Consider the following 13,147-nt stretch of genomic DNA (forward strand, 5'->3'; position numbering starts at 1 on the left):
ATTTTAGCTCGTTTACTACCATTGACTTTTATGTATTTCCTTTCTATAAAAATAACGTAGTAAGGACTTCCATTTCATTCTTTTCTCCACAATCTTCCTCTTTTTTTAAAGGCAGTCTTTTTGCTCTTAGAGCTCCCCCTATTTTTTTATCATAAGTGTGCAGTACTTGCTGAACTACTTTGACACGCATGTTAATTTAACATGTTGTAAATAAATTATTTGCCTGTAAGAAAATGCAATTGCATTCACAGTGCATAATTTAAATCAAAGTTACTCTCGTTCCATAGATATTATGATTTGCGATTATTCGTAAATCATAACATAAGAGAACATTTATGGCAACTTGCCGTAAAACTTTTTACTGCCCTCCCACAATGTTTTAATCAAAAAGAGATTAAAAATTTATGTTACAATCTAAGTATTGATTTGTCATTAAATTCAAATTAGAATTAGACTTTAAAGAAAGTTTAGTCGATTCTCTTTTTACTAAAAAATTCTGTAAAAATCAAAATTTCAACTTACTGATCAATCCCAATTTAGTGGAAGATCAAATTTTATATTCATCAAAATCAAATAAATCATGAGAAAAAAATTGTTGCTTTCAGCAGCTTTTGCCTTAACGCTATTCACTTTTTCCTGCAGTAGCGACAATGAAAACATCGATACCGAATATCCTGTAATTGATATTTCTGGAGCTGATGCTTTTCCTATTCAGTGCAGCGAAGTAACACGGGGCCAGAAACTCACTTTCAGAGCCCGCTTCACAGACAATGCTGCTTTAGGATCCTATAGTCTTGATATCCATCACAATTTTGATCATCACACGCATAGTACTGAAGTAAGCAACTGTAACACTGATGCTGATAAACAAGCGGTAAAACCTCTTTTGTATCTAAAATCTATTAGTATACCAGAGGGTGTAAAATCTTATGATGCGGTACAGGAAATTGATATCCCAGCTGATATTGATCCGGGAGATTATCACTTCATGATTAAATTAACGGACAAAGAAGGATGGCAAAGTCTTAAAGGTTTAAGCATTAAAATCAAATAAAAATTAATAATTAAATACCAATAACCTATGAATGCAAATTTTTTCAAAAAAGCACTTTTTATTCTTGGAGCTGCTTTATTTTTCACTGCCTGTTCAAATGATGATGATAACGCAATAAGCGGACCATCCATCCAGCTTTTAGAAGTGGGCTCAAACAATAGTTTACAAGCTTTTGCGGGTGCAGATTTACACTTAGAAGCTGATATTGAAGCTGCCGCTAATATTGATAAAATAGAAGTAGAAATTCACTCTGAAACTACCGGTGGATGGGAATTAAGTAAAGTTTTTACTGAAGGATACGCTGGAGCAAAAAACGCAACTTTTCACGAGCACATTGATATTCCTGCTAATGTAGCTCCAGGCGATTATCATTTGCATATTAAAGTAACCGATAAAAACGGAAACAGCAAAGAAGCCGAATCAAAATTAGCAATCGTGTTAAAAAATCCAGTGGCTGCTTTAGTTTTTACACCCGTAACCGGAACGGGAGTTGAAGGTCATGGCGACCACTTTCATGGTTTAGCAGCAGAAGTTCTTGGAACAGCTGTAACAGTTACGTTTGATGAAAATGGTAATGCTATTTCTGGTGGACATTTACATTTAAATCCTACTGCGATTTACAAAATTGCTCTAAAAACTTATGACAATAAAGGAGCTGAAACTCAGAACAAATTTATTGCTAATGCTACAGCTGCTACAAATTATAAAGCATTTTTAGTAGGTGGAAATTTTGTTTTAAATGCTGCTACAGCCAATGGAACTGGTGCTATTTTCCAACCTCGTGAAGCTACTTATGCTGACGGAACTACAGGGTCTACAACTGCAACTACTTCAACAGGAGTTATAACTTACCTTACGATAGGTACAGATAACAAAGGTGAAAAAGACGTAATTTTTGTAATGCGTAAAGTAAATGCAGGTGTTAAAGCAACTATTACCAGAGCCGATTGGAACCGTGCTGATTATGTAACTGCTTTTGCGGGTTCAAATGAATTAGAATTAAAATTTGAAATTCACGCAGAATAATTCAAAACTACAATTCATGCAAAAACAGATTCTTATACTAAAAATATAAGGATCTGTTTTTCCTATTTAAACTAATCGTTTAGCCTCAATTTTTGATTAAAACATAGTACAGGAATGCAACTTATTTATAAATTTCAACTTTCATTGTTCTTTTTATTTGGTTTTGTCACGTCAACTAATGCGCAAAACAGCACCATTTCAGGAAAAGTAACTACTTATGATGGCACTCCTTTAACAGCTGCGATAGTGACCATCACCAATTCAGGAAAAAGTGTACTAACCAATAGCAATGGTATGTATTTTTTTGATAATATCACTGAAATTAAAACTATCAAAGTGACTTTTAGTGGTTATGAATCAACAAAAATTACGGTTTCAAAAGTGCAAATCGGAACAGTTTTGCCTGACATCAAATTAGTTCCTGAAATAAAAGAATTAGAAGAAGTTGTAGTTTCTGGATCTTATAATGATAAACGAAAAAAAGAAGAATCACTAAATCTTGAAATTGTAAGCCAGAGTTATATTCAGCGTAATTTGGGCGGAAGTTTAATGCAATCGCTTCAAAGAATTCCAGGCGTAAAAACCATTTCTATAGGTTCCGGAAGTTCTAAACCTTTAATTCGAGGTTTGAGCTTTAACCAAGTAGTTGTAGTTGAAAATGGCTTGAAACACGAAGGCCAACAATGGGGTGCCGACCACGGACTCGAAATCGATCAATACAATGTGAGCCGGGTAGAAATTATAAAAGGACCTTCTTCCTTTATGTTTGGTTCTGATGCTATTGGCGGGGCTGTAAATATTCTGCCTGCACCCTTACCGAAACTGCATGCTTTTGGAGGAAATATCGATTTTACTGGAAAAAGCAATAATGCTCAAATTGGTGGTTCGTTTAATCTTTATGGTCGAAATCATAATTGGTTCTTCGATTCCCGCATCACTGCTATGGATTATGCCGATTATCGTGTACCGACCGATAAAGTTCAGGTGTACAATTTTACAGTGCCATTATATAAAAATCATTTGCGTAACACTGCCGGACAGGAATTAGATATTCATACCAGTACGGGCTATGTTTCGGCTAAATTCAAATCTATTTTTCACATCAGCAATGTCAATTCAAAAAGTGGTTTTTTTGCCAATGCCCATGGACTAGAACCTCGAAATGTTGATAACGAATTGCATGATAGCTCTAATCGGGATATTTTAATGCCTTACCAACAGGTGAATCATTTTAAAATAAGTAACACAACAAGTTTCAAAATTGAAACTCATGCTCTGCAAACTCAATTAGGTTTTCAGAAAAACTTTCGTCGTGAATGGAGCCAATATGTCAACCACGGATACATGCCTGCCGTTTATCCTAACGATATGTACGCGTCCGAAAATTTAGAAAGACAATATGATAAAAATACTTTTTTATTTAACCTTAAAGATGAATTTGAGTTAGGTCAACACAAAATTGCAATAGGAGCTAATGTTGAAACCCAAGAAAATCAAATTGGAGGTTGGGGATTTTTAATTCCGGCTTTTAATCAATTCAATACCGGTTTATTCGTTCATGACAAAGTGCAATTAAAAGACGATTGGATGGTAAATGGGGCTTTTCGTTTTGATTACGGGAAAATCAATGTCAAACAATATACTGATTGGTTTCCAAGTCAGGTAGAAATCGATGGTCAGATTACAGAACAATATTTGGATAGAGCCGAAAATTTCAGTCGTGCATTTTCAAGTTTCAACTGGTCTATAGGAACTAATTATAATCCTGGAAAATTAGCTTTGAAAGCCAATGTTGGAACAGGTTTCAGAATGCCAATTGCTAAAGAATTAGCTTCAAATGGTGTAAACTATCATTATTACCGTTATGAAAGAGGAAATCCTGATTTAGATCCCGAACGTTCTTATCAATTTGATTTTGGAATAGAGTGGAAAGAGCAAAAATGGTCAGTTGAATTGACTCCTTTTTATAATTATTTCCCAAATTATATTTACCTAAACCCAACAGCGGAACATGATGTATATTACGGTGCTGGAAATCAGGTTTTTAAATACGAACAAAGTGAAGTCAATCGTTATGGTACAGAATTGCAGTTGCGATATCAGTTTGCACATAATTTGACAGCCGAAGTTTTAGCTGAATATCTTTATACCGTTCAAATATCTGGAGCCAAAGAAGGTTATACTTTACCGTTTTCACCGCCTGCTTCCATACTTACGGGAATTACTTATAATCCAGAAATTAAAAAATTAAGAGATACTTATTTCACATTAGATTACCGTTACACAGCCGAGCAAAACCGTATTGTTCCTCCCGAAAAAATGACACCAGATAGTCATGTTTTTAACCTAGCCGCAGGCACAAAGCTTAAAGTAGGAAAACAAAATATTAACCTGAGTTTACAAGTGCAAAATCTTTTTAATACACGTTATTTAAACCACACCAGTTTTTATCGATTGATTGAATTACCAGAAGCAGGGCGAAATTTTATAGTGTCTGTAAAAATTCCATTTTTAATATCTAAATCTAATTAACAAATCCTATTTCTTATGAAAAACAATTATTTCAAACTTATTTGCTTATTTGCTTTATCCTCATTTGTGCTTTCCTGCAGCAATGATGACGAACAGCAAGCTCAAAAACTAACAATTGATAATATAGAACTTGGACTGGGTAATAATGCAATTGGCGTTATCGGTCAGGATTTTCATTTTAATGCTGAAATTACAGCTAGTGACAAAATAAAAAATGTAGAAATTAAAATAGACCAGATCAATACAGAAACATATTCTAAAGCATGGTCACATCAAATCATCTGGGAGCATTATGCCGGAGCAAAAAATACTGTTGTGCACAAGCATTTTGATATTCCAGCAGATGCTGCAGAAGGAAAATACAGCTTTTTAATTGTTGTAACCGACCAGAATGGGACTAAACTTGAAGACAGGAGAACCATCAATATATATGCTCCAGAAAATCTTCCGCTTGACCTTAAATTTGAATTTGGAATAGATGCTGTTGATTCAGATTTTAACCCAATCAGAGTAATGTATGCACAGCGTAATATTTATGCTAGTGAGTTTTATAAATCAGAAGAACCTATCAACGAAAATGAATTTCTTGCCCCAATTGTAAACATAGCTGCAATAAAGGGAGACGGCAGAATGTATTGTCTGATTATTAATAAAAAGCATAATCACAGACCTGAAACAATAGCATCCATAGATTTCTCGAAAGCTGTTGTAGCTGATTTTTGGGAGCATAAAAATATGACCAAGTCACAGTTTGGCACAAACATGTTTAATTTTGCTACAAATCCAATAACAATACTTTCTCCATCAATTAAAATTGGCGCTACATCTGACAAAAACTTCCCTTCGCCAAATCCCGTTTTAAATTTAAAAAAATGGGAATCAGGTCAATACTATGTCGGCTTAATTTACCACAACACCACCTACAACATGACGTTATTCCATTACGGAGAAATTACAGTGAAGATGAACTAGACTATCATTTAATAAATCACGCTTTATCATAATTCATTCTCCAGTGATTAACGTCGTAAAAACGGCAAACATAGTCTCTGCGACAGATGAAGATTCAACCCAAATACCTACTAGGTCTAATCATAACATTTAATTTTAAACCATTACTTATGAAAAACAAATTCAACAAACTATTATTTTTATTCGCTTTATCAGCTTTTGCTGTATCTTGTAGCAATGATGACGATCACGACCATGAGGATCATTCGGATGACACGGCACAAGAATACAAATACGTGAGAGTATTAGTATCCGATGAAAAAACAGCTGAACTTTCACTTGTTAACCCAGTAGATGCAACGGCAAGTTTTTTTGATGCTAAATTTCCAAAATCGGCACTTTATACTACTGAATCAGGAAGGTTTGCCGGAATCATCCACAGAGCCGATAATCTTGTGGAAACTTTTGACAGCGGATTTGAATTCCACGGCGATCATGTGGATACAAAAGGAACTGCAAAATTTGGTGCTTTAACGGGAGAATCACTTTCACCAACCCATTTCAAAAGTAAATTAGGAGAAATATTGACTTTTAATGATGGTGATGGTACCTTATCTGTAGCTAAGGAATCTGATGTACACACTCCAGGAGCTAAGTTTACCACTATTAATGCTGAGCTTAAAGCACATCACGGTGCTATGGCTAGTTTTACAAATGGTACTTATGCTATTACTGAAAAAGACAATTCTATTGCAGGAACGCTTCCTGAAAAAGTAAAAATTATTGACAATACCGGAAAAACACTTTTTGATGCAAAATTAGTAACTACAGGAATTCACGGAAATGCAACTGATGGAACGTATGCCGTTTTTGGTTCAGGAAGTGGTATTCTAGTAGTAGAAAGCAACGGAAATCAAAAATATATTGCACATCCTGAAGGTTTTGGAACAGCTTGGTTTGGTACAATTTTAGAAACGGCTTATGCAGGAAAATTTGTAGGTTACACCGCTGCAAAAGGGGCTTACTTAATTGATGTGGTTAACAATAGTGTAACTCCTATCATTGAAAACACAAAAATAATGCAATGTAAAGTAAGTTATAATCAAAAGAAACTGGGGGTGCTTTTGCATTCAGGGGAAATTAACATTTTTGATTTAAACAGTTTAAAATCTGATAAAAAAGCAAACATTATTGCTGCAACTGCTGAAAATTCAACCCAAAAACCGCAATTGGAATTAACTGAAAGATTTGCTTACATCACTTCGCCAACTACTGGAGAATTGCTTCAGGTTAATCTTTCGACTTTGGCTATCACGAAAATAAAAACATCTGCTACGCCTTACCGAATCACCATTTTTGGTCATGAAAATAGCGCTGGACACTAATTTTATAATCTAGGAATAATGAAAAGGCATGCAGTTTTGTGTGCCTTTTTTTGAACTAAATTTTAAAATAAATACCGTTAAAATGAAGAATCAACCGATATATTGGTAGTATATGAATAATAATAGGACATCTTTTGAACTATAAATCCCAATCGAAATAAACTTCCAAATGAAACTATCAAAAAAAATTAATGTTTATATCATTTCAGGATTTCTAGGTTCTGGAAAAACAACACTTTTAAACCATTTATTAAAACAATTTAATGAGGAAAAAAATGTAGTTATAGAAAATGAATTTGGTAAAATTAATATTGATGCCACATTAATAAACGGAGCTTTTGAAAATGTTTTTGAACTTACAAACGGTTGTATTTGTTGTTCCATAAACAACCAGTTACTGGAAACCTTAAGCCGAATAGTTTCTTTAGAAAATCAGCCCGATAATTTGTTTATAGAAACTACAGGTATTGCAGATGCAGGCGAAATAGCAGCCCATTTTACCTCTCTTTTTATTGCTAAAGCTTTTGATTTAAAGAAAATTATCACTGTTGTTGATGCTGAGAACTTACTTTTTTATAAAGATTCCAATGTTGAAGTAGAAAAGCAAATTGTTGCTGCTGATTGCGTTGTGATTAATAAATCAACATTAGTCAAAACAGAAATCATAGAAAATATAAAAGATTTTATACAATCCATAAATCCTTATACTACTATTGTTTTGTCTGAAAATGGTTTGCTGGATCGAATGGATTTAGCAACAGAAAATAGTCCCAAAACATTTATTTCTGATGCTATTTATAAATCTAAAAGTATTCATAAAATTAAGACTCTCATGTATGAAACAGAGGCTCTTTTTGATATTCAAAACTTAAAATACGAACTTTTTAGAAACCTCTATTTGTATTACCATCAGATTTATAGAATAAAAGGCTACGTTTTGAATTCAAAAAAGGAAGTTTTTCTAGTGCAGACTACAGGAAAAACAGTAGAAATTAATCCTGTCGAAAATCAAAAAATGACCAAAAGCCAATTGGTTTTTATTGGAAAAGAATTAGAATTAAAAAGCATAGAGCGCTTACTTAAAAGTTCAATTATTAAAAAGAAAAAGTTTCAATCAGTATAAAAATGGAGCAGCTAAAAATTGGAATTCTTACCGTTTCTGACCGGGCTAGTCAAGGAATTTATGAAGATTTATCAGGACAGGAAATTAGAAAAGTGGTAGACAATTACACGAATGACAGCTGTGATTTTGTCTATTGTGTAATCCCCGATGAAAAGGAATTAATATTTGAAAAATTAGTTTATTTATCAGATGTTGAAAAATGCAGTTTGATTTTTACCACTGGTGGAACTGGTCCAGCCTTGCGAGATGTAACCCCCGAAGCGACTGAAAAAGCCTGCCAGAAAATGCTTCCTGGTTTTGGAGAATTGATGCGAAAGGAAAGTCTTTCTTATGTTCCTACAGCCATATTATCAAGGCAAACAGCAGGGATTAGAAACCAAACATTAATAGTCAATCTTCCTGGGAAACCCAGTGCCATTGAACCATGCCTAAAAGTAATTTTTCCAGCAATACCTTATTGTATTGATTTACTAGAAGGCCCATTTATGGTTTGCAAACCAGAAACTATCCAGATTTTTAGACCCAAAAAATAAGTATGATTACAATATCCTTACCTTCAAATACAGAAAAAACATTCGATAAAGAATCAGTTACTTTAGTTGATGTAGCCGAATCTATAAGCCATTCTTTAGCCAAAGAAGTTCTTGTAGCAAATACAAACGGACAAATTATAGATGTAAATACTAGCATTGAAAATAATTCCAAAGTCAATTTGCTGACCTGGAAAGATGACGAAGGCAAAAATGCTTTTTGGCATACTTCGGCTCATTTACTTGGAGCGGCTTTACAAGAATTGTATCCAGGCATACAACTAGGAACAGGACCAGCGATAGAAAACGGATTTTATTATGATGTTGATTTTGGTGAATACAAATTTACCGATGCCGATTTTGGCAAAGTAGAAAATAAAATGCTGGAATTAGCTCAGAAAAAATCAGGCAACATTCGAATAAAAGTTTCAAAAACAGAAGCTGCTGCCTTCTTTACACAAAATTTCAATGCCTATAAATTAGAGCTAATCGAAGATTTGTCTGATGGAAATATTACATTTTATGAGACAGGAAATTTTACCGATTTATGTGTAGGACCTCATATCCCAAACACCTCTTTCATCAAATCAGTAAAACTTACCGCTATTTCTGGAGCTTATTGGCGTGCCAATGAAAAAAACAAAATGCTGACTCGTGTTTATGGTATTTCGTTTCCAAAAAAAATAGAATTGGATCAGTATCTTGATGCTTTAGAAAAAGCAAAACTACGAGATCACCGAAAATTAGGCAGGGAATTAGAACTTTTTTATTTTGACGAGCAAGTCGGAATGGGGTTACCATTATGGGCTCCAAAAGGAGAAGCGTTGCGACAAAACTTAATTGGTTTTCTCAAAAAAATTCAAATGCGAGCCGGTTATCAGCACGTGGCTAGTCCACATATTGGTAAAAAAGAATTGTATGTAACTTCTGGGCATTATGCTAAATACGGTCAGGATGCTTTTCAGCCTATAAAAACACCAGCCGAAAATGAGGAATTCTTTTTGAAACCAATGAACTGTCCGCATCATTGCAAAATATATGCGACTAAGCCCCGAAGCTATAAAGAAATGCCCATAAAGTATGCCGAGTTTGGAACAGTTTATCGTTATGAACAAAGTGGCGAACTGCACGGATTGACCCGCGTTCGAGGTTTTACGCAAGACGATGCTCATATTTATTGCCGACCAGACCAACTTAAAGACGAATTTTTGAAGGTAGTCGATTTAGTGAATCTAGTCTATGGAAAACTAGGTTTTACTGATTTTCAAACACAAATTTCGTTGCGGGATTCTGTAAATAAAGAAAAGTATTTGGGCACTGACGAAATGTGGGATTTAGCCGAAAGTGCTATTATAGAAGCCACACAGGAGCGGGGAATGAAAACAACAACCAAGGAAGGCGAAGCTGCATTTTATGGTCCAAAACTAGATTTTATGGTGCGTGATGCCATTGGCAGAAAATGGCAAATTGGCACCATTCAGGTAGATTATATGATGCCCGAAAATTTTGATTTGACTTACACGGGAACTGATAATACTTTGCACAGACCTGTAATGATCCATCGGGCATTATTTGGTTCTATGGAACGATTTATTGCTCTTCTAATCGAGCATACGGGCGGAAATTTTCCTGTTTGGCTCGCACCGATTAAAGTTATTGTGTTGCCAATTGCATCCAAATACATTTCATATTGTCAGGAAATTGCCAATCAAATTAATGAAGAATTCGATTTGCAGATTGAAGTTGATGAACGTGACGAAAAAATTGGACGCAAAATCAGGGACGCCGAAACCCAAAAAATTCCTTATATGCTCATCGTGGGTGAAAAAGAAAGTGAGGAAAACAAAGTTTCGATTCGAGTTCACGGCGAAGGCGATAAAGGAGCAGTTTTGATTTCAGAATTTATGGAAAACTTTAGAAAAGAACTTAAAATAATTTAAAATGATGAATTGACTCCAGCTTTAGCTGGAGGGATAAAATAAAAATTGTATGTAATGGCTTTAGCCAAAATTTAATCTTTTTGGCTAAAGCCAATTAAAAAACTATTCATTAACCTCCAGCTAAAGCTGGAGGCAATTCAAAAGATACAAATAATAAAAATTGCATTCTAAATGATTTTAAGCGGAAAAGAAATAGCAAAAAAGCTCGGAACAGATATTTCGATTGAGCCATTTGATGAAAGACAACTGAATCCTAATAGTTATAATTTGAGATTGCATGAAGATTTGCTGGTGTATAACAACAGCATTTTAGATATGAAAACGGAGAATAAAACAACTCCGCTTACGATTCCTGAATCTGGATTATTGTTAGAACCTAATAAACTGTATCTGGGCAGAACGGTAGAGTATACTAAAACGCATAATTATGTGCCAATGCTGGAAGGAAGAAGCAGTATTGGACGCTTGGGAATGTTTATCCACGTAACAGCAGGTTTTGGCGATGTGGGATTTGAGGGCTATTGGACACTGGAAATATTTGTCATTCAACCGTTAATTATTTATCCCAACGTTGAAATTTGCCAAATTTATTACCACGCAATCGATGGTGATTTTGAAAGGTACACTAGCGGAAAATATCAAAAAAATGATGGAATTCAGCCGAGTTATTTATTTAAAGATTTTGAAAAATGAGTACAATTAATTTGGAAGAAACGGAGATTTTAAACTTACAGTTTGATAAACGAGGCGGATTACTTCCAGTTGCAGTTCAGGAAACCCAAACAGGGCAATTGCTAATGTTAGCTTCAGTAAATCAGGAAGCATTTGAAGTGACTTTAAAAACCAAGAAAGCAACTTTCTGGAGTACCTCTAAAAACGAAATTTGGACTAAAGGGTTGACTTCGGGAAATACCTTATTGATAGACGAAATCCTTGTTGATTGTGACCAAGACGCTATTGTTTATAAAGTAACACTCGAAAAAGGTGGCGTTTGCCACACTTATAATACGCAAGGCAAAAACAGAAAAGCCTGTTTTTACCGAAAATTAGATTTAGAAAAGAATCAATTATATTTTTTAGAAAAATGAAAAATGAAAATCACCAAAAAGCCGATGCACTTGGCGACAACCATATTGGCACATCAGTAAAAACGCCTTTGCGTAGCGATGCTTTTGTTAAAACGGATGATCAAAAAATAGAAGCCATATCCTTTCATTATCAAAAAATAATGGAAGAATTAGGTTTGGATTTGACCGATGACAGCTTAAGTGGTACACCGTATCGAGTAGCAAAAATGTATGTAAAAGAGCTTTTCTCAGGATTAGACCCCAAAAACAAACCCAAAATTTCAGTTTTTGACAATAAATACGAATACAACAAAATGCTTGTTGAAAGCAATATTACTTTTAACTCTTCCTGTGAACATCATTTTTTACCCATTGTTGGCAAAGCCCACATTGGTTACATTTCATCAGGTAAAGTAATTGGACTGTCAAAAATGAATCGAATTGTACAATATTTTGGGAGAAGGCCTCAAGTGCAGGAACGAATGACAATGCAAATTTTTAACGAATTGAAAACGGCATTGCAAACTGATGATGTGATTGTGGTGGTTGAAGCGGAGCATTTGTGCGTTTCTACCCGTGGTGTAAACGACAAATCTAGTAAGACAACTACGCTGGAATATGGCGGACAATTTAGCGATACGCAAATTAGAAATGACTTTTTTAAAATGATCTAAATGACACAGAAAGCCACTACAATTCTAAAAGAAAACGGACTCAAAATCACCCAAAATAGATTGGATGTTTTGTCTGTTTTTCTAGGTTCTGAAAAGGCTTTTACGTTATTGGATTTAGAAAAAATATTTCATTGTCAGCACGACCGATCCAGCATTTTTAGAAACTTACAAACCTATTTCGAGAAAGGAATTATTCAAAAATTTTGCAATGCATCTGGCACTGCCGTGTATACCCTTAATTTGCATAAACCCAATTGCAATGGCAAATCTTATTTTAAATGTAACGATTGTGAAACGGTGGTTTCGTTACCTAATTTACCATCAGAATATCTAGAATTATTAGGCAAAAACAAAATAGAAACAATGAATCTCTTGATTGAAGGAACTTGCGAAAAATGTCAAAAAAGTAAACAATGAAAACTACTATTTGCAGGGAAGCCCATTTTAATGCTTGCCATAGAATGCATAATCCAAATTGGACAGATGAAAAAAACCGGAGCGTTTTTGGAATTTGCAACAACAAAAATTATCACGGACACAATTATAGATTGATTGTTAAAATTACTGGTGAGATTGATCCTGAAACTGGTTTTATTATGAATCTTTTAGAATTAGGAAAAATCATAAAAGAGGAAATTGAAGACCGTTTTGACCATAAAAATCTAAATCTTGATTGTCCAGAGTTTAAGAATAAAATGGCTTCTACTGAAAATTTTGCCTGGGTAATATTTGGAATTTTAAAACCATTGCTTCCGCAAGGAAATCAATTGGCAATTACACTTTATGAAACGGATAAAAATTTTGTTGAAATTGGGGAATAAAAAAACTATTAAAAATATTTTTTAAATTAAATTTAATGCAACTA

13 protein-coding genes are annotated in these 13,147 nt (G+C 34.3%); all 13 read left to right on the forward strand.

Going from position 1 to position 13,147, the window contains the following annotated elements; all coding sequences use genetic code 11:
- Window positions 1-580: 580 nt before the first annotated feature.
- The 13 genes from AAGV33_RS02040 (at window position 581) to AAGV33_RS02100 (ending at window position 13,103) form a co-directional block, all read left to right on the forward strand.
- Window positions 581-1,054 carry a DUF4625 domain-containing protein gene (locus AAGV33_RS02040; RefSeq protein ID WP_373390247.1) on the forward strand — a complete coding sequence of 158 codons (474 nt, stop codon included), beginning with the start codon at window positions 581-583 and terminating at the stop codon, window positions 1,052-1,054.
- 27 nt (window positions 1,055-1,081) lie between these two features.
- The gene (locus tag AAGV33_RS02045) at window positions 1,082-2,080 is read left to right on the forward strand and encodes a DUF4625 domain-containing protein (protein WP_373390248.1); all 999 of its coding nucleotides are present in this window, start codon (window positions 1,082-1,084) and stop codon (window positions 2,078-2,080) included.
- A gap of 114 nt (window positions 2,081-2,194) precedes the next feature.
- Entirely contained in the window at window positions 2,195-4,612 is a 2,418-nt protein-coding gene (locus AAGV33_RS02050) for a TonB-dependent receptor (RefSeq protein WP_373390249.1), read from the forward strand.
- A gap of 15 nt (window positions 4,613-4,627) precedes the next feature.
- Complete coding sequence (locus AAGV33_RS02055) at window positions 4,628-5,584, forward strand: DUF4625 domain-containing protein (RefSeq protein ID WP_373390250.1); 957 nt, start codon at window positions 4,628-4,630, stop codon at window positions 5,582-5,584.
- A gap of 149 nt (window positions 5,585-5,733) precedes the next feature.
- A complete protein-coding gene (locus AAGV33_RS02060) occupies window positions 5,734-6,948 on the forward strand; it encodes a hypothetical protein (protein ID WP_373390251.1) in 1,215 nt (404 codons plus the stop codon).
- 169 nt (window positions 6,949-7,117) lie between these two features.
- Window positions 7,118-8,071 (forward strand): CobW family GTP-binding protein, encoded by a 954-nt coding sequence (locus AAGV33_RS02065; protein WP_373390252.1) that lies wholly within the window; start codon window positions 7,118-7,120, stop codon window positions 8,069-8,071.
- Between the two features lie 2 nt (window positions 8,072-8,073).
- Window positions 8,074-8,604, forward strand: a complete 531-nt coding sequence (gene mog / locus AAGV33_RS02070; RefSeq protein WP_373390253.1) for a molybdopterin adenylyltransferase — start codon at window positions 8,074-8,076, stop codon at window positions 8,602-8,604.
- A 2-nt stretch (window positions 8,605-8,606) separates the two neighbouring features.
- On the forward strand, window positions 8,607-10,541 hold the full coding sequence (gene thrS / locus AAGV33_RS02075) for a threonine--tRNA ligase (RefSeq protein WP_373390254.1): 1,935 nt from the start codon (window positions 8,607-8,609) through the stop codon (window positions 10,539-10,541).
- 171 nt (window positions 10,542-10,712) lie between these two features.
- Window positions 10,713-11,234 carry a dCTP deaminase gene (gene dcd / locus AAGV33_RS02080; protein WP_373390255.1) on the forward strand — a complete coding sequence of 174 codons (522 nt, stop codon included), beginning with the start codon at window positions 10,713-10,715 and terminating at the stop codon, window positions 11,232-11,234.
- Window positions 11,231-11,629, forward strand: coding sequence for a phosphoribosyl-AMP cyclohydrolase (locus AAGV33_RS02085; protein WP_373390256.1), 399 nt, complete (start codon window positions 11,231-11,233; stop codon window positions 11,627-11,629). The genes dcd and AAGV33_RS02085 overlap by 4 nt, the downstream gene beginning before the upstream one ends.
- Window positions 11,626-12,282, forward strand: a complete 657-nt coding sequence (gene folE, locus AAGV33_RS02090; protein WP_373390257.1) for a GTP cyclohydrolase I FolE — start codon at window positions 11,626-11,628, stop codon at window positions 12,280-12,282. Before AAGV33_RS02085 ends, folE begins: the two co-directional genes overlap by 4 nt.
- On the forward strand, window positions 12,283-12,699 hold the full coding sequence (locus tag AAGV33_RS02095; RefSeq protein ID WP_373390258.1) for a Fur family transcriptional regulator: 417 nt from the start codon (window positions 12,283-12,285) through the stop codon (window positions 12,697-12,699).
- Window positions 12,696-13,103, forward strand: coding sequence for a 6-carboxytetrahydropterin synthase (locus AAGV33_RS02100; protein ID WP_373390259.1), 408 nt, complete (start codon window positions 12,696-12,698; stop codon window positions 13,101-13,103). Before AAGV33_RS02095 ends, AAGV33_RS02100 begins: the two co-directional genes overlap by 4 nt.
- The last annotated feature ends 44 nt before the right edge of the window (window positions 13,104-13,147 follow it).

The organism is Flavobacterium magnesitis, from assembly GCF_041729735.1.
Classification (GTDB): domain Bacteria; phylum Bacteroidota; class Bacteroidia; order Flavobacteriales; family Flavobacteriaceae; genus Flavobacterium; species Flavobacterium magnesitis.

Coding starts and splice junctions, on each gene's coding strand:
- AAGV33_RS02040 (WP_373390247.1), top strand. CDS start 581: ATGAGAAAAAAATTGTTGCTTTCAGCAGCTTTTGCCTTAACGCTATTC.
- AAGV33_RS02045 (WP_373390248.1), top strand. CDS start 1,082: ATGAATGCAAATTTTTTCAAAAAAGCACTTTTTATTCTTGGAGCTGCT.
- AAGV33_RS02050 (WP_373390249.1), top strand. CDS start 2,195: ATGCAACTTATTTATAAATTTCAACTTTCATTGTTCTTTTTATTTGGT.
- AAGV33_RS02055 (WP_373390250.1), top strand. CDS start 4,628: ATGAAAAACAATTATTTCAAACTTATTTGCTTATTTGCTTTATCCTCA.
- AAGV33_RS02060 (WP_373390251.1), top strand. CDS start 5,734: ATGAAAAACAAATTCAACAAACTATTATTTTTATTCGCTTTATCAGCT.
- AAGV33_RS02065 (WP_373390252.1), top strand. CDS start 7,118: ATGAAACTATCAAAAAAAATTAATGTTTATATCATTTCAGGATTTCTA.
- mog (WP_373390253.1), top strand. CDS start 8,074: ATGGAGCAGCTAAAAATTGGAATTCTTACCGTTTCTGACCGGGCTAGT.
- thrS (WP_373390254.1), top strand. CDS start 8,607: ATGATTACAATATCCTTACCTTCAAATACAGAAAAAACATTCGATAAA.
- dcd (WP_373390255.1), top strand. CDS start 10,713: ATGATTTTAAGCGGAAAAGAAATAGCAAAAAAGCTCGGAACAGATATT.
- AAGV33_RS02085 (WP_373390256.1), top strand. CDS start 11,231: ATGAGTACAATTAATTTGGAAGAAACGGAGATTTTAAACTTACAGTTT.
- folE (WP_373390257.1), top strand. CDS start 11,626: ATGAAAAATGAAAATCACCAAAAAGCCGATGCACTTGGCGACAACCAT.
- AAGV33_RS02095 (WP_373390258.1), top strand. CDS start 12,283: ATGACACAGAAAGCCACTACAATTCTAAAAGAAAACGGACTCAAAATC.
- AAGV33_RS02100 (WP_373390259.1), top strand. CDS start 12,696: ATGAAAACTACTATTTGCAGGGAAGCCCATTTTAATGCTTGCCATAGA.